This window comes from Streptomyces smaragdinus (assembly GCF_009604385.1).
Classification (GTDB): Bacteria; Actinomycetota; Actinomycetes; order Streptomycetales; family Streptomycetaceae; genus Streptomyces; species Streptomyces smaragdinus.
This window is the reverse complement of sequence record NZ_WEGJ01000019.1, coordinates 68,604-83,844: the sequence shown is the minus strand read 5'-3', so window position 1 is coordinate 83,844 and position 15,241 is coordinate 68,604. Positions and strand designations below refer to the sequence as shown.

The window sequence follows — 15,241 nt, the reverse complement described above, 5'->3', positions numbered from 1 at the left end:
TTGGAAATAGCCATGGACATGACGATCAACGAAGGGCCGAAAATCTACGTACGCCGTAAAGGGCGGGTTTCAGACCTGTGTGCGGTGAAAGTTGAGGTACGACCGCGACGGCGTCGGCCCCCGCTGCCCCTGGTACCGCGACCCGTATTTGGCGGACCCGTACGGGTGCTCGGCCGGCGAACTCAGCCGGAAGAGACACAGCTGCCCGATCTTCATCCCCGGCCAGAGCTTGATCGGCAGGGTGGCGACATTGGACAGCTCGAGCGTGACGTGCCCGCTGAACCCGGGGTCGATGAACCCGGCCGTCGAGTGCGTGAGCAGCCCCAGCCGCCCGAGGCTCGACTTCCCCTCCAGCCGCGAGGCGACGTCCTCGGGCAGCGTGATGACCTCGTACGTCGAGGCCAGCACGAACTCCCCGGGATGCAGGATGAACGCCTCGTCGCCCTCGGGCTCCACGAGCCGCGTCAGATCGGGCTGTTCGACGGCGGGGTCGATGTGCGGATAGCGGTGGTTCTCGAACACGCGGAAAAACCGGTCGAGACGGACATCCACGCTGGACGGCTGGATCATCCCCGCGTCATAGGGGTCGATCCGCACGCGTCCGGCGTCGATCTGGGCACGGATGTCCTTGTCAGAGAGCAGCACGGGCACGAGGATACGCGGCCCGTGCCCCCTCGCCGCCTACCTACCCCTCGCGCCGGACCACGGGCACGACCTGCCGCAACCGCCCGCACCGGGGACATCGCACGAGCCGCCCGGGCCCGATCCGCTCGGGACCGAGGCGCTGCATGGGCAGCGCGCTGGTGCTGAAAACATGACCCTCGGCACAGCGGACGACAGTCGACTCCATGAAGCGGCGGTTCCTTCCCGAACGAGGCTTCCGACATAAGCCACATTACGGGATGATCCAGACCCCCCGGTCCCACCGCATCGCACACCCTACGCCCCAACTCCGGCCCTCCGCAGGGCCATCCCGAGACCGGCGCCCCGGGCCCCGGAAACGCGAAAACCCCACGCGCGGGTAATGAGACCTCGGTCTCACAGGCAGCATGGGGTACAGTGTGTGGACACGGAGAGGGCAGCGGCTCTCTCACGCGGGTGTAGTTTAATGGTAGAACATGAGCTTCCCAAGCTCAGAGCGCGAGTTCGATTCTCGTCACCCGCTCTTTGATGAAGGCCCAGGTCAGCGACCTGGGCCTCTCTTGTTGTCTAGACCACTTATGACCTCCGTGCCATTCGCGTGCCATAAGCGCCAACCCCTCACCTCCGCATGGCCCGGGGCACGGGCGGGCGAGGCGCGAGTGGCACGACCTTCGCCCCGCCCTTCGCCGCCCCACCAGCCGCCTGCTGCCGACTACGTCGAGATCAATGCTCGCGGCGAGCCTGTGCTGGTGCTCCTTCGTGGAGTGCTGATAGATCAGCTGCGCCCGCTCGGACGACTGGCCACCCGGAGAGCACCCGGCCGCCTGCGTCGCTTCCGGACGCTGACTTCCCCGGCTTGGGGTGCGGAGACGGTGTGGTCGGCCGGGATGGCGCGACCCGCGAGGGTGACGCCACCGGTGAGGCGGCAGTCCCGGCCGATGGCGGCGCCGGGGCCGAGGTAGACGGGGCAGCCGGTCTGGACGCGGTCGCCGATGAGGGCGGAGAACTTGGGGGTGCCGCAGCGGTAGATGCCGTTGGGGACGCGGATGATGATTTCGCGATCCGGGCGGCGCATGTCGGGGCTCCACATGCTGATGGCGGCTGCTGTGACGTTGGCGGAGAGGTGGGCATTGCTCCCGACGATGGCGCGGCCGAGGGAGATGCGGTGGCCCAGGACGGTTCCCTCGCCGATGAAAGCTTTGGTGACCTCGCAGTTGAAGCCGACGGACACATCCGCGCACAGCACCGTGCCGCTGCGGACGGTGGAGTATTCGTGGACGCGGACGCGCGGTCCGATGATGACGTCGTCGCCGATGATCGCATTCGGGTGGACCTGGGCGGTCGGGTCGATACGGCACGGGATCTGCCGGAGGGTTGTGGCGTGGATGCCGTCCCAGCCGGCGAGGAAGGCCGCGAGGTCGAGGTCGGTGATCCGGCCGTACGGGGTAAAGGCCAGGGCGCCGGAGCGCGGGCCGGAGATGTAGTCCGACAGGGGAAGAGTGGGCATGGTGCCGCTCCTGATGAACTCGGGCTGGAGGGGATGGGGCAGCGCGGTGAACGGATAGCATCGCGGGCAGTGCTGCTTGAGTGGGAGGGCTTGCCCGTGTCTGTGCCGTGCCTGGGGGTGGCGATCCTGACCATGGGCACCCGCCCGGCCGAACTCGGTGCGCTGCTGGAGTCGGTGGAGAAGCAGAGCGTGCCGGCCGCGCGGGTGGTCGTGGTGGGGAACGGGTGCCGCCTGCCGGACCTGGGTCCGGGGGTCACCTCGGTGGAGCTGTCCGAGAATCTGGGGGTCTCGGGCGGCCGGAACGTGGCCGTGGAGACGCTGCGTGAGCTGGGGGACGTCGATGTCGTCGTGGATCTGGACGACGACGGGCTGCTGGTCGACAACGAGGTCTTCTCCCGCATCACTGAACTGCACGCCGCCGATGACCAGTTGGGCATCCTGAGCTTCCGGATCGCCGACGAGACGGGCCAGACCCAGCGCCGGCACGTACCTCGGCTGAGGGCGGGAGACCCAATGCAGGGCGGCGAGGTGACGACGTTCCTCGGCGGTGGCCACACGCTGTCCATGCGCATGCTGGACGAGATCGGTGGATGGCCCGACGCCTTCTTCTTCACCCATGAGGAAACCGACCTCGCCTGGCGCGCCCTCGACGCCGGCTGGCGGATCGTCTACGCCCCGGAGTTGCTCCTCCAGCACCCCAAGACCTCTCCCGCCCGGCATGCGGTGTACTACCGGATGACCGCCCGCAACCGCGTCTGGCTCGCCCGCCGTCATCTCCCGCTCCCACTCGTTCCGGTCTATCTCGGTACGTGGCTGCTACTGACGCTCGTACGAACCCGCTCCCTGCCGGGGCTGAGGGCCTGGCTCGGCGGCTTTGTGGAGGGCGTGCGCACCCCATGCGGCCGGCGGCCAATGCGCTGGCGCACGATGTGGCGGATGACGAAGCTGGGCCGGCCACCGGTGATCTAGGCGGCGGTGGGCTGTCTGAGCCAAGCGGGTACCGCCTGCGGGGTCTGCTTCAGCCAGGCCGCGTAGCGGGCCACACCGTCGGCGACGGACACCTGGGGGACCCAGTTCAAGGTGGTGAGCATGTGCCCCGTCGCCGCGTATCCGCCCTCCGGATCGCCGGGTGGCATGGGTGTCTGCAGGGTCTTCACGTCGGGGAAGTGTTCGGCGGTCAGCTCGGCCACCGTACGGATCATGGTCGGCTTCCCGGTGCCGATGTTGATCGTCTCGCCGTGCGCCCGGGGCGCGATCAGGGCGCGGATGGTGCCTTCGGCGATGTCGTCCACGTGCACGAGATCGCGGACTTGATGTCCGCCGCCGTTGAGGTGCAGGGGCAGGCCGATTGCGGCGCGGGCGGCGAACCAGGCGACCACCCAGGAGTGCGATCCCTGCTTGACGATCTGCGGCTCTCCGTAGACGGAGAAGTACCGCAGGATCACGAACGACGCCCCGACCGGGCGCAGCGACAGGGCAGTCTCGAACTCGCCCCACAGCTTGCTGTTGGCGTAGACGGACAGCGGATGCAGCCGGTCGTACTCGGAGAACACCGCCGGCATGCGTCCGTACACCGACTCCAGAAGCTGCCGCATCGTGCGGGTCTCCGCGCATGCGGGCTCGCCGCGGAGTCCGTTGCCGTACACGCTGGCGGAGGAGACGAAGCAGAACCGGCGGATGCGGTCGGAGGCGGCTACCGCGTCCAGGAGCGTCTGCGTGCCCATGATGTTGCCGGCGATGGCGGCGCTCGGCTCGCGGGTGCAGGCGGCGACGTCGGCCAGGGCGGCGGCGTGGATGACGTAGTCGCTCTGCTCGACCGCGTGGCGGACCAGGCGGGCGTCGCTGATGTCACCGGTCAGGACGTCCGGATCGTTTTCGTCGACGCCGAACAGCTCGCGGTAGACGAACGCCGGGTACGCGTCCCGCCTGCACAGGGAGAGGGGTCTGGCACCCAGCTCCCGTAACAGGGTCGCGATCCGGCTCCCGATCAGGCCGCCTCCGCCGGTGACGAGGACGGTGGAGCCTTTGAGGTCAGTGGCCCAGTGACGACGGCCGGTCTTCATCGTTGTCTCCAAGGGGTTGTAGCGTCGGCCGGGTTTCACAGCCCTCGTACTCCGGCGTCCGGTGAGTGGGCGCGGCTCGCCGCGAGTCGTGCCGCATGGGCAGCCCGCCCCCGCTGGGCGGGGAGGCGCGGGAGCGGGCGGTCGGGGGCGATCGCTCAGCGGACCAGGTGGTGCCCCGTCCCGACGGGGTGTGGGGCGAACAACGCCGCAGAGATCAGAAGCGGCCATCTCGCAGCGCAGGAGGACTGGCAGCCGGATGCCGCCGAGTATGCGGGTCGACCGCGTCAGCGTGCTCATCGTCGCTGCCTTACGGCGTCCCGTGACGCAAGGAGCCGACCGATCTGCGCGTACCAGTGCTCGAGTTGGACGGCGGTGAGGATCACCACGGTCTCGCTGCTGCTGCCGTCCTCGAAGTGCACCACGGCCGACAAGGCGGCCTGATCCGCACGAGGGTCGTACTCGGCATCCCGCCGCATGGGCACGACGTGACTGACGCGCGGAGGCACCAGCCGCAGCGTGGCGCCATCGGCTCGGGCCCGCCAGTCGTCACCCCCACCCGGCGGCCGGAGCTGGTACGACGCCGACGTGTCGCCGGGAAGGGCGATCACGACCCCGATCCGACCCTGGTGGGCAAGATCGGCCACGAGATCGCCGAGACGGGGATGGAACGGGGCGCCGACAAGTAACCCGGCACCGGCTGACTGCTGTTGCTCCGTGAGTCCGTCGGTCATGACTTGACGTTACGAAGCGATCACAGACCCAATATGAATGCCGGGAATACGACCCTTATCCGTCCAAGTGAAAGCGGTCCGACATCCGCCGCAGCTTCTCCCGCGTCGCCGCCCGCTCCGCGTACACGATGCTCCGCAGGGTCGACCGCGCGATGGGATGGTTCCGCACGAGCTGCGGCGCGATCCGCTCGGCGGTCTCCAACTCCCTGAGCGCCTTGTCCCGGTTCCCGTCCCACAGCCACGCACGCGCGAGATCCATGTGATGGTGCCCGCGCCGTGAGTTGGGCAGCGTGGAAAGGAGATCCGGCGTCGTGCGTCGGTTGATGGCCAGCGCTGTGCCCTGCTCGTGCATCTCCAGGGCGACGCTGATCGCGTGAATGTGCACGTTGCCCTTTGAGAAGGTCAGACTGTGCCGGTCGTAGACCGGAGGCCCGCTGTACTCCGTCATCCGCTCGGCAGCGGCACGGGCATGATCGATACGGTCCTGAGCCTCGGATCGGCGTCCGGCGCGAGCCGCTGACACAGCCGCGCGGAGCTGGAGGGAGCCCCAGGCGCGGACAGCGAGCGGTTGGCCGCGGTCATACCCCGGCTGGATACTCCCGAGGGCTTTGTCCGAGAGCGCGAGAGCGTCGCCCCAAGCGGCCGTCGCCCACATGTCCCACACGCGCATCCAATCCGTCACCGCCGGCATCACTGAATCCCCGGACAGCCTTGCTGCCCATGCGGACCGTTCGCAGGCCATGGCGATCAACTCCGGGTGCCCGAGCGCGTGCGCGGCAGTGTGTGCGAACTTGCAGCACACGGCGTAGATCGCGTACGCCTCCTCCCGCTCGTGCCCACTGGACACCTCCGCGAGAGCCCGCGCCTCCCGGAACAGATCCGGCAACACCTCGATGATCGCCACATTGGCAGCCGCATCCCGCAGCCGATGCAACCGCGTCATCTCCGCCCACAGCAACCGAGCAGCCCGCGGCGCCCCGTCGAAAACCGGCGCCAGGTCGTACCGCCGCAGCTCCCGCATGATCGCCCCAGCCGCCACCTGCCACTGATTCTCAGCCGGCGAACTGTTGTAGGGCCGCCCGATCAGATCATTCGGATGCACATGCAGCTCGGACGCAAGCAGGTTCAACAACCCCACCCGATCCAGCTCGATGTGCCCCCGCTCCATCTTGGACACCCACCCCTGCGTCTTCCCCAACGCAGCAGCAAGATCAGCCTGAGTCATCCCCAACCGCAGCCGAGCCCGACGCGCCCGACGACCAATCTCTTCAGCCTCTTCCAACATCAGCGAGCCTCCGCAGGGACGGGGAGCCACGTACAGGCAGACCAGCCGACTACCGATGCTCCGCGCCGTGGCCTCTGCCCTCGAAGGTACTCACAACAGGGGGCGATGTGCATCCAGCCTGCAAGCCATGCACGACACCGCCTGGAGCACGTCCTTCGAGGATGGCTGACTGAGACCACCTGAACCAGGCGCACCGAGAGTCCGTTCGCAAGCGCAGCCGAAGCAGGGGCATCACAGAAACAGACGCATAGACCTACCCAGCGTTTGCACGTGTCTCTATGGTGGGAGATCCAAACTGAGCTTGGGGGGCAGCTGGGTATGGCCGTCATAGCAACGGGCACGCATGGGAAGCCTCTGCGAGGAACCCTGCGCAAGAGAGATCGTATGGAGATGCTACAGGACAGCTATCTCCAAGCCGTTGCAGCAGCAGCCGGGTGCACTATGGCAAAGCCCAACCCGGACGATGGGATCGACTGGGAGTTGACGCATTCGTCGAAAAATCATACCGTCGACTGTCAAATTAATTTGAAAGTTCAACTGAAGAGCACCTGGACTTCTGCACCGAACCCGCTGCGAGGAGCGGTCTCGGTAAAGCTCAAAAACAAACGACTTGAGCAACTCGCGCACACTCCAGTCATGGTACATCGGATCCTAGTAGCGATGATCGTCCCTGAAGATGTAGCGAAATGGGTCGAGGCAACTCATGACTATTTTGCACTGCGTCATTGTGCCTATTGGAGAGCCGTATACGGATTGACCCCCACCGGGATTGAGGAAACATCGGTCCCGGTTCCCACCGATCGCATTTTTGACGATATCGCCCTTTGCGGGATAATGCAGAGGATAGGGCAAGGCGGCACCCCATGAGCGATGTTGATTTCTCCCGAATCGCCTCCTCGCTCACCGATAGCGAAGTCGCCCGAATTTTAGAACGCAGCGGTTGGGAAAAATTCGGCGGCCAAGAAACCCTTTACAGTCGGTGGCGGCCGAGGGACTCACATCACGGTCGCGGAGTTCTGCTTCCCGAAAATCAGAGCATGGCCGACTACCGTGAGCTCTTTGTCCAGGCTATCTCGCAAATCTGGGATGTGGGCGACGCCTCGGTTAAGAGAATTCTAGGCCGAGCAGTTACCTCCTCCCCCCTCGGCGATGAGGTTCGCTTCCACAAGGAGGCGCACACGATTAGTGGAACTATCCCCTGGCCGTCGGGCGAGGATCTCTACTCGGCCGCTCGTAGATCGATGATCGTTGCAGCCAAATCGCGAAAATCCCGACTACCGTACTACGGGAACGCCAATTCTTACATCGCCCGATCATTTCTCGATTCAGTATTAATGGGCCAAACGGATGTCGGTAGCTACGTGGTCACCGCCTACGTGCCACCTGATGAAGTATTCACCGAAAAAATGATTCCTGCTGGCAGCACAGTTCCCCTTCTGGGAAGTCACAGCGGCCGTGAGATCACCAAGGGTTTGATGGAAGTACTGCAAACCACGCGCGAAGCCGTCGACCATTTCACCTCGACCGGCTCTTCGCATGGCTTCATTGAAAACGTACGCGGCGGCCTCTGCTATGAAATTACACAAGCAGTTAGGGATCTGGTCCGGAACTCGGACGGGGCAGAAGTGTCCGTGGAAATGCATTTAGCAGCGGACCTTTTCGCCCCTCCTTCTGTCGATCGCCACACGCTGGCATTTACGCCAGCCGACTATCCAATCTTGGAGAAGGCGGGAAACATGCTGGCCGCGACCGCGCGACCGCAGAACGTTACAGTGATCGGCACCGTTACGCTGCTGAACAGGCCAACAGCAGGGTCTCCTGGCGTGGTCCGCCTAGATGTGATGAGCGGAACCCCTGCCAAGAAGATGCGTGTTCGACTGAAAGTTGAGGATTACGACTTGGCAGTGGATGCGCATAGAGACAACCTTGCATTGAAGGTCAGTGGACGACAGGAAATTGAGGGTCGCTATTATTGGCTTTACGAACCGACTGAAGTTGAACTCATCCCACTTGAAGGGGTGGATTTCGCACGGATATCCGAAGAGCCCACGCTACCCTTTTTCGGATCTGAGGACGAATAGAATCCTCGGGCCCTCAATCGTAACCGCGTGCTAGGTAGTACCCTCCACGCGAACCCTTACCGCTTGCGTAACGCGCGGAGTCGCCGCCGAGCCAGAGAGAAGCTTAGGCAATTGCCACACATATTCCTCTGGGCAACCAAGTCCGAACGGGCTAATCGCATGCCATCTAGTTGGGGTTGTGGCTATCTCACCCGACGCGTAGCGCCACCGGTTCGTCCTGCCCTACCCAGACAATGCGAAGGACAGAAGGAACGGCCTCCTGCATAGACCCTGCCATCATGAACGGGTGCACGTCCCCCGCTGCCAAGAATAGACCCGCCAGCCAGTCGTCCCACGCACCAGGCGCATCGAGGCATCGAATGTTTTCGGCATCGCGGTGCCAAAATTGATCAGCTCTCAAACGGCCCTGTTACTGTGCTCGATGCGAAACTTCGCACGTGGCCGACCAGTGTCATTTTTTTGTCTCCGTCGCTCAGCCGCCTCGCGTCGCTGGTCGGCAAGAAGGCAGCAAGACGTTCGGCACGCCAGGCCCGCCCACGGGGTGGGTCAATCTCGTTGAGGGCTTGGCCACCGAAGGTGGGAAAAGTGTGAAGCTGCAGCAGGTGGTACAGTTCCTCCGCCGTGGCCGTGAAACCTTGCTCAGCCACGCAGGTCAAGGCGTAGCCCTCGAACTGGACCTTCTTCTCCCGACGTCAGGGACCCGCCAAGTCCCGGAACGTACCTCAGCCTGCCGTTCGGCCAGCCAATCATAGGGATAAGACTCAGAAATGAGTGATTTCGCGTAAGCGCATAGCAGCTGCATCGTCTACCCATCCGCGGAGGTTGCCAGAGCCTTTCGTGCTTCCTTCAGGTAGCGGTCCAGCGCCACTCTGATGTCGCGGGTGTAGTCGCCACCGAAGCCGATCGGGCGGCCATCGTCGTGCGCATCTCCCCCGCTCGCGTTCCAGGTAAAGGCTTGATGGTACAGCTCGTCAAATGCTTTGACGGTCTTGTTGGCAGCCTCAGTGACGACCTCGGGACCCTCCAGGCTTACCTCCGCGAGGACGCGTTGCAGCACGGATCGATGCTGGTCCAGCGTGTGTTCAATACACCCTCCATCGGCTTCCTGTGTCTCCTCTTCCCGCTGAGCGGCGAGCGCATTGAGGGCTTCCCGGCAAGCCAACAGGAAGTCCCTGTACGTACGCTTTCTGGGCTCACGGAGCTGAAGCTGAGCCTCTGATTTCGTCTGCCGTTTGGCCTGTCGATACGTGATCCAAGTACCCCCCAACGACACGACTGCAGCAATACCTCCAGCGAGCACAGCCGAAGTTCCAGCATCCATAGCGCCCCTCACTGCGTAGCGTCCCCAGGCGACAGCCCGCACCAGACTCCCTACAAACAGCCCCGCGGTCGCTGCTTCCTGTACCTGCACTGCCAGGGAGCGTGCCACAACGTGCCAGTAGGGGCGGTCAACATCGGTCAGCGCCGGGGCAAGCACGTACTAGGCACGGGCGTGGCTGGCGTCCGTTTTCGCAGGTCACGGGGGCAATGCGTGGCGCTGGGCCTGGTGATTCCCAAGCTCAGAGCGCGAGTTCGATTCTCGTCACCCGCTCCACGAAGAAGCCCCAGGCCAGCGGCCCGGGGCTTCACAGTTGTCCTGACCTTCCTGGCGCCGGGCACTACCGCCGCGCTACCACCCCTTCTTGCGTCAGAGCAGGTGCGGCGGTGGTACGACCAGGACCACGGCCAGGAGGCGGGGCCTCATCCGAGGGAGCGCCTGGGCCTCGAACCAGCCGCCGGAGGGGAGCATGTGACGGCGAGCCGTGCCAGGGGTGGGTTCGCCGAGGTCGGCTGGGTCGATGCCGAGGTTGGCCAGTTCGACGATCTGGTCGGCGACGGCCTTCACCTCGTCGCGCACAACCTTCGGGTAGCTGGCCTCGTCCTCGGTGTGGAAGGCGTACTCCCATACCCAACCCTCGTCGGTCACTGGGCGGCCTCACCGGCAGTACGGATTCCCGCCTCGGCTGCGGCGGCGTTGCGGATGCGGCTGATCTCGGCGGCGATGCCACGCGCCGCGCCGAGATCGGTGACCTCTCCGGCGTGAGTCTCCAGGGCGTGAAGCCGGGCGGCGGTCTCCGGGTGGCGGGCAATGGCGACCTCAACGGCCCACGCCTCCGCGAACGTGCGGAGGGGCCCGGCGGACACCTCGGCGCGTGCGCGGGCAGTGCTGGCCGCGCGGTCGCGGTCGAAGTCGGCGAGCAGGTGAGGGGCGACCCGGGCGAGGGCGGCACGGATGGCCTCAGGCTGGGCGGGCGGTTGCGGAATGGCAGACGGCTGGGGTGCGCTACTCATGCGGCTTCGATCTCCTCCTCCTGGTCCAGCTCGCCTGCCCCGTAGGCGTTGGCGAGGGTGGTGACGTGCTGGCGGGACCAGCCGACGCGGCGACCCACTGAGGCCTTCTGCCCGTAGCGGTCGGCGGAGCCGATGCGGCCCGCAGTGTGATTGAGGTGCTTCTGTGCACATGCGAGGGCCTGCTCCGCCCGGCGGACAGCCTTGACGGCTTCGTCCAGATCGGCCTTCTCGTCTTCGGTCAGGGGGTCACTCGTAGCTCGCACAGCCCGAGCATAAACCGTCATGAATCCTTAACGCTATGGCCGACGGCCCGACGATCATCGTGCCGAGCCGGTCTGCGTTAGCCAGAGCCACGATGAGGTCCAGCGTGCCGCGGCGTGCCAGTAGGGCTGGTGAACAGCGGTCAACAGCGGGGTGATCGGGCACTCCGCATTGCGGCGGCCAATGCACATTTTGGCAGGTCACAGGCCATTTCTTAGTGCGGCGCCTGGTGATTCCCAAGCTCAGAGCGCGAGTTCGATTCTCGTCACCCGCTCCACGAAGAAGCCCCAGGCCAGTGGCCCGGGGCTCTTGTCTTGCCTGGACCACACCGGCAGCTGGGTCAGTCAGTGGTCGCTGTAATGGAATCGGGCCTTGATGATCTTCACCGCTTTGTCGTCCCACCGGTAGACGATGCGATGGGCGTCGTCCACACGCCGGGACCAGTAGCCGGACAGGTTGCCCCATGCCTCCGGGCCCCAGGTAATGTCCCTCACCCAGAACCCTCGGCCATCTCATGAAGCTCGTCCACCGTGGTGGTGACGGTGGGTTCCTGCCCAGCCTTGTCCCGTGCGACGGCGGCGAGCAGCCGAGACGCATTGGCAGGGGTGGACAGCAGGTACATGGTTTCCTGCCAGGCGTCGAAGTCCTCTTCGGACATGAGGACCGCGTTTCCCTGCTTCGAGGAGATCCGCACGGGGGCGTGATCGTCGTTCACCTGCTTGAGCAGGGGGTAGAGGCGCTGGCGGGCCTCGCCGGCGCTTATGGTCATGCCCTTCTCCTCCTCATAGACCGATCACACGTACCCGTTGCCCGCACAGCTTCACCATGTCGTCGGCATCGGATGTGAGGACCGCCACCGGCCCCGGCAGGCGCAAGGCCACCTCGGCGACCATGGAGTCGATGGCGTACTCGTGACCGTGCAGTCCGGCGGACTCGAGGAGCTGGGCACTGCGCCGGGCGGACGCTGTCCTTGGTCACGTCCTCGACCCGGACACGCCGTCACGCTCCGCCTGCTCCAGCAAGCTCATCACTGCACGGTCCTGCACGATCCACGAGGAGAAACCCTGTGAGTCGAGCACCAGCGTCTCGATGTTCACGCGGCGCGGTCCGCCTCCTCGGCCCCGGTGCCGTGCAGCATCGCGCGGGCCTTGGTCATCTCCTCGTCCGTGAACGTCCCGCTCTCTGTCTGGCAGCGGTCCAGTTCGTCCCGCAGAAGCCGGCGCCGCTCGGCCTGTTCGACGAGTTCGGTGATGTAACCGGACACGTTGTCCGTATGCGCCTTCATGCTTTCCAGCAGCTCTGCCGGGAGCGTGATCGTCACCTTCTTCGTCTTCGCCATACGACGACCATGCCACGGTGTTACCGACGCGGATGTTCACCCTCGCGTGATGCCAAACCGGACTCGAAGGCTGCCAGGAACGCCACCGAAGCGCGGTGGATGACGTCGGGGTAGTCGACAGGCCGCTACGACAGCTGCCGATAGGCAGTGCGCCAGTCCACTGTCGGTGTCCGGCTGTGTGGAACCGCCCCCGGTACGTGCCCTTGCGCAAGGAACCGGGGGCGGAGTCGTCTATGCGGCCTCGGACGAGCCGATGCCCGCGTCGGGCGAGGCGGGCGGCGGGTTGGTGAGTACGGCCCAGACGGTCTTTCCGGTGGGGGTACGCCAGTAGCCCCATTCGGCGCTGAGCGCCTGAACGACCGACAGGCCTCGTCCTCGTTCGCTCCAGGACGCGATGGGCCGGATCCGGGGCACGTCGCTGGAGCCGTCCAGTACTTCGATGAGTAGCTGGGACGGCCGGACCGTGAACCGTGCGTAGATATTGCCTCCGGCGTGCTCCATTGCGTTGGCCAGAAGCTCGCCGGAGACAGTCATCGCGTCCGATGTCAGGTCGTCCAGGCCCCAACCGGCCAGCTGATGCTTGATGGTGCGGCGGAGGAACGCCAGGTGCACCGGATCTGCTGTCGTGGCGAGAGCCAGCTGGTGGGGCATGGTCCGTGGCCAGGAAGCCACCGGGGCCATCCGCGCACGTTGATCTGTTGACGACGTCACCTGTCGACCTCCTGGGAGGGGTACGGCAGGGCATGTGGTGCGGATGGCCGCCGATCAGGGGGTCGGTGGCAGCGATGGGGTCGCCCACGTACCTTGCGTTCTGTGCTGAAACAAGCACACAGCGCTACCGGTCGGTGGACAATGCCTTGACCCGATCCAGCACCGATCCCAAAGCGGAGGCGAGGCCGATGTCCGAGCAGCTCCGTGACGAGATGCGCCGGGCGCGAAGGGCGTCCGGCATGGTGTGGGCCAGGTTCGCGAGTGAGGCGGGGTTCGGCGAGGCGTACCTGCGCAACGTGGAGAACGGGAACCGATCGGTGACCGTAGACGTGGCTGCCGCCTACGACAGAGTGCTGCGGACCGAAGGCACCTTCACGGACGCGCTGCACGACACCGGCTTGCTGGGTCCTGCCGGAGTACCTTGGAATCAGCCTGAGACTCTGTCTGTGCTGACCCACCTGCTGAAAGGAAGCAATGTGGATCGTCGGGGCTTACTGTCGGCGGGAATTGCGCTCTCCGTCTCGGCGAGCAGTTGGTCCAAGGCCGTGGCACCCGGCGGATCCGACAGTGCGGCAGCGGCTACGACGAGCGGTCCGGCCCTCGTAGCGCATGTGGACGACAGACTCGATCACTTGCGGCGCCTTGACGACAAGATCGGCAGCGGAGATGTACTTCAGCTGGCGCGAAGTGAACTGTCTCTCATCGTCCGTCTGATCAAGTCGGGTCGCAACGACTCCGCCACGACGCGCCACTTGCACACGATGGCATCCGAAGCGGCTCGCCAGGTCGCGTGGGCGGCCTTCGACCAGGGGTGTCCGGGACTCGCCCAGCGCTTCTTCGACGGCGCCCTCCGAGCCTCGGCAGAGGCCGGCGATCCGATCAGCGGAGCCTACGCACTCTCCTTTGCCGCCATTCAGTGCTACTCCACTCCCGGACAGGGAAACAGAAGCGTCTCCCTCCTGGAGACAGCGACGGAGCAGGTACGCCGTGCGGGTACACCGCGTATGCACGCCATGCTCGCGGCGCGTACCGCACGGGCACTGTCGAAAGTCGGCGACAAGAGGGGATGCGCCCGACAGCTGCATCTGGCACTCACTGCCCTGGACAAGGGACGGCACGACGATGACCCGCGGACCCTGTACTGGGTCTCCCGCGGCGAGATCGAGATGATCGCCGGTTCGTCTGCGCTGCAGCTCAATGATCCTCGTCAAGCCCTCCAGCATTTCGAGGCAGCCAGGGAGGAGTACCCCGGCGACTTCGAGTATCCGCGAACCCACGCGATCTATTTGGCCCGCGCTGCCGAAGCACACCTCGCCATGCACGATCTGGACGCCGCGATCGCTACCGCACGGCACGCCGCGACATGCCTCGGGTCGGTGGATTCCGCGCGTTCGTCCTCGGAGCTGAAGGGGCTGCGTGGGCAGTTGTCTCCGCATGTCGCACACCCAGCCGTCCGTGAATTCCTGGAGGTTGGGTAAGACAAGCGGGTCATGCAGACGCGCTGCGACGCCGCTCCGAGGGAAGGCCACCCGTATGAGGCCCACGCCCGACGACCCGGATGCCTGGTACGCCTATCTCGCCGAGGGCAATGCCAAGCAGGCACGAAAGCGCGTTGCCGCTGACCTGCTACTTCGGGACTCCGCCGGCCGTGTTCTCCTCGTGCGTCCGACGTACAAGCCGGGGTGGGACCTACCCGGGGGGATGGCCGAGGACAACGAGCCGCCGGAGGGTGCTGTCGTCCGGGAGCTGGCCGAGGAGTTGGGCCTGGCAGTTGCCCTCCACGGCCTGCTGGTCGTGGACTGGGTGGCCCCGCACGGGCCGTGGGACGACCAGCTTGCGTTCATTTTCGACGGTGGGATCCTCGATCGGGACGACCTGCACCCGGTGGACGGGGAGCTGGCGGAGGCGCGGTTCATCGTCGTGGACGAGGCGCTCGGACTGGTGCGGGAGCGCATGCGGAAGCGCTTGGCGGCAGCTCTGAGGGCACAGCACGAGGGTCGAACCGCATATCTGCACGACGGCACGGCTCTCTGGTAGCCCCGATCCTCGTACGTGGCGCACCCGGCCGTAGCCCAGTTCCTACAGGTCGGGTATGCCGAGCAGGTCACGCAGACGCGTGGTCGCCACCTGTTCGTCCAGTGCGAGGACCGGCGTCATGCCCAGTCGGTGTGATGCCTCGACAATCGCTTCGCTGTCGTCGACGAAGACGCACCGGTGGGCCGGGAGGCCGAGCTTGTCGTCAGCGGGCTGGCACGACAGTGATGACGCTCCGCACCAAGAGGCGTCCGTA

General features: G+C 65.5%; 18 protein-coding genes, 1 tRNA gene and 2 pseudogenes. 6 read left to right on the top strand and 15 right to left on the bottom strand.

The window, feature by feature from the left end:
- Window positions 1-69: 69 nt before the first annotated feature.
- Window positions 70-645 (bottom strand): dCTP deaminase, encoded by a 576-nt coding sequence (gene dcd / locus SRB5_RS22095; RefSeq protein WP_323378280.1) that lies wholly within the window; start codon window positions 643-645, stop codon window positions 70-72.
- 449 nt (window positions 646-1,094) lie between these two features.
- On the opposite strand from dcd, the gene SRB5_RS22090 reads away from it, so the two are divergent.
- Window positions 1,095-1,165 (top strand) — tRNA-Gly (locus SRB5_RS22090).
- Between the two features lie 252 nt (window positions 1,166-1,417).
- On the opposite strand, the gene SRB5_RS22085 is transcribed toward SRB5_RS22090, so the two are convergent.
- On the bottom strand, window positions 1,418-2,149 hold the full coding sequence (locus tag SRB5_RS22085; RefSeq protein ID WP_153454730.1) for an LbetaH domain-containing protein: 732 nt from the start codon (window positions 2,147-2,149) through the stop codon (window positions 1,418-1,420).
- A gap of 96 nt (window positions 2,150-2,245) precedes the next feature.
- On the opposite strand from SRB5_RS22085, the gene SRB5_RS22080 reads away from it, so the two are divergent.
- Window positions 2,246-3,118, top strand: coding sequence for a glycosyltransferase family 2 protein (locus SRB5_RS22080; protein ID WP_323378279.1), 873 nt, complete (start codon window positions 2,246-2,248; stop codon window positions 3,116-3,118).
- On the opposite strand, the gene SRB5_RS22075 is transcribed toward SRB5_RS22080, so the two are convergent.
- From SRB5_RS22075 to SRB5_RS22065, 3 genes are all read right to left on the bottom strand, one after another.
- The gene (locus tag SRB5_RS22075) at window positions 3,115-4,212 is read right to left on the bottom strand and encodes an NAD-dependent epimerase/dehydratase family protein (RefSeq protein ID WP_153454726.1); all 1,098 of its coding nucleotides are present in this window, start codon (window positions 4,210-4,212) and stop codon (window positions 3,115-3,117) included. The two genes, SRB5_RS22080 and SRB5_RS22075, sit on opposite strands and share 4 nt — an antisense overlap.
- A gap of 293 nt (window positions 4,213-4,505) precedes the next feature.
- A complete protein-coding gene (locus SRB5_RS22070; protein ID WP_153454725.1) occupies window positions 4,506-4,943 on the bottom strand; it encodes a hypothetical protein in 438 nt (145 codons plus the stop codon).
- Between the two features lie 55 nt (window positions 4,944-4,998).
- Entirely contained in the window at window positions 4,999-6,228 is a 1,230-nt protein-coding gene (locus SRB5_RS22065) for a helix-turn-helix domain-containing protein (RefSeq protein ID WP_153454722.1), read from the bottom strand.
- Between the two features lie 384 nt (window positions 6,229-6,612).
- Here SRB5_RS22065 and SRB5_RS22060 point away from each other — a divergent pair, with 384 nt between their 5' ends.
- Together SRB5_RS22060 and SRB5_RS22055 are read left to right on the top strand one after the other, a co-directional pair.
- On the top strand, window positions 6,613-7,095 hold the full coding sequence (locus SRB5_RS22060) for a DUF4365 domain-containing protein (RefSeq protein ID WP_228390296.1): 483 nt from the start codon (window positions 6,613-6,615) through the stop codon (window positions 7,093-7,095).
- On the top strand, window positions 7,092-8,309 hold the full coding sequence (locus SRB5_RS22055) for a hypothetical protein (protein ID WP_153454718.1): 1,218 nt from the start codon (window positions 7,092-7,094) through the stop codon (window positions 8,307-8,309). The genes SRB5_RS22060 and SRB5_RS22055 overlap by 4 nt, the downstream gene beginning before the upstream one ends.
- A gap of 805 nt (window positions 8,310-9,114) precedes the next feature.
- Here SRB5_RS22055 and SRB5_RS22050 read toward each other — a convergent pair.
- The 10 genes and pseudogenes from SRB5_RS22050 to SRB5_RS22010 form a co-directional block, all read right to left on the bottom strand.
- Entirely contained in the window at window positions 9,115-9,366 is a 252-nt protein-coding gene (locus tag SRB5_RS22050; protein WP_153454716.1) for a hypothetical protein, read from the bottom strand.
- Window positions 9,367-9,996: 630 nt separating this feature from the next.
- On the bottom strand, window positions 9,997-10,275 hold the full coding sequence (locus tag SRB5_RS22045; protein WP_153454714.1) for a hypothetical protein: 279 nt from the start codon (window positions 10,273-10,275) through the stop codon (window positions 9,997-9,999).
- Window positions 10,272-10,640: a hypothetical protein gene (locus SRB5_RS22040; RefSeq protein ID WP_153454712.1), complete on the bottom strand. Its 369-nt coding sequence runs from the start codon at window positions 10,638-10,640 to the stop codon at window positions 10,272-10,274. Before SRB5_RS22040 ends, SRB5_RS22045 begins: the two co-directional genes overlap by 4 nt.
- A complete protein-coding gene (locus SRB5_RS22035) occupies window positions 10,637-10,903 on the bottom strand; it encodes a hypothetical protein (protein ID WP_153454710.1) in 267 nt (88 codons plus the stop codon). Before SRB5_RS22035 ends, SRB5_RS22040 begins: the two co-directional genes overlap by 4 nt.
- 342 nt (window positions 10,904-11,245) lie before the next feature.
- Window positions 11,246-11,362, bottom strand: a pseudogene (locus tag SRB5_RS22030) (type II toxin-antitoxin system YoeB family toxin); the annotation flags it as partial.
- Between the two features lie 29 nt (window positions 11,363-11,391).
- The gene (locus SRB5_RS22025) at window positions 11,392-11,670 is read right to left on the bottom strand and encodes a type II toxin-antitoxin system Phd/YefM family antitoxin (protein ID WP_153454708.1); all 279 of its coding nucleotides are present in this window, start codon (window positions 11,668-11,670) and stop codon (window positions 11,392-11,394) included.
- A 13-nt stretch (window positions 11,671-11,683) separates the two neighbouring features.
- A pseudogene (locus SRB5_RS37745) lies at window positions 11,684-11,860 on the bottom strand (DNA-binding protein); the annotation flags it as partial.
- Window positions 11,861-11,875: 15 nt separating this feature from the next.
- Window positions 11,876-11,998 carry a hypothetical protein gene (locus SRB5_RS37560; protein ID WP_323378278.1) on the bottom strand — a complete coding sequence of 41 codons (123 nt, stop codon included), beginning with the start codon at window positions 11,996-11,998 and terminating at the stop codon, window positions 11,876-11,878.
- Window positions 11,995-12,240, bottom strand: a complete 246-nt coding sequence (locus tag SRB5_RS22015; protein ID WP_153454706.1) for a hypothetical protein — start codon at window positions 12,238-12,240, stop codon at window positions 11,995-11,997. Before SRB5_RS22015 ends, SRB5_RS37560 begins: the two co-directional genes overlap by 4 nt.
- 231 nt (window positions 12,241-12,471) lie before the next feature.
- The gene (locus SRB5_RS22010; RefSeq protein ID WP_153454704.1) at window positions 12,472-12,912 is read right to left on the bottom strand and encodes an ATP-binding protein; all 441 of its coding nucleotides are present in this window, start codon (window positions 12,910-12,912) and stop codon (window positions 12,472-12,474) included.
- Between the two features lie 227 nt (window positions 12,913-13,139).
- Between SRB5_RS22010 and SRB5_RS22005 the strand changes: the two genes are divergently transcribed.
- Together SRB5_RS22005 and SRB5_RS22000 are read left to right on the top strand one after the other, a co-directional pair.
- Complete coding sequence (locus tag SRB5_RS22005) at window positions 13,140-14,429, top strand: helix-turn-helix domain-containing protein (protein ID WP_194292992.1); 1,290 nt, start codon at window positions 13,140-13,142, stop codon at window positions 14,427-14,429.
- A gap of 55 nt (window positions 14,430-14,484) precedes the next feature.
- Window positions 14,485-14,988: an NUDIX domain-containing protein gene (locus tag SRB5_RS22000; protein WP_153454700.1), complete on the top strand. Its 504-nt coding sequence runs from the start codon at window positions 14,485-14,487 to the stop codon at window positions 14,986-14,988.
- The last annotated feature ends 253 nt before the right edge of the window (window positions 14,989-15,241 follow it).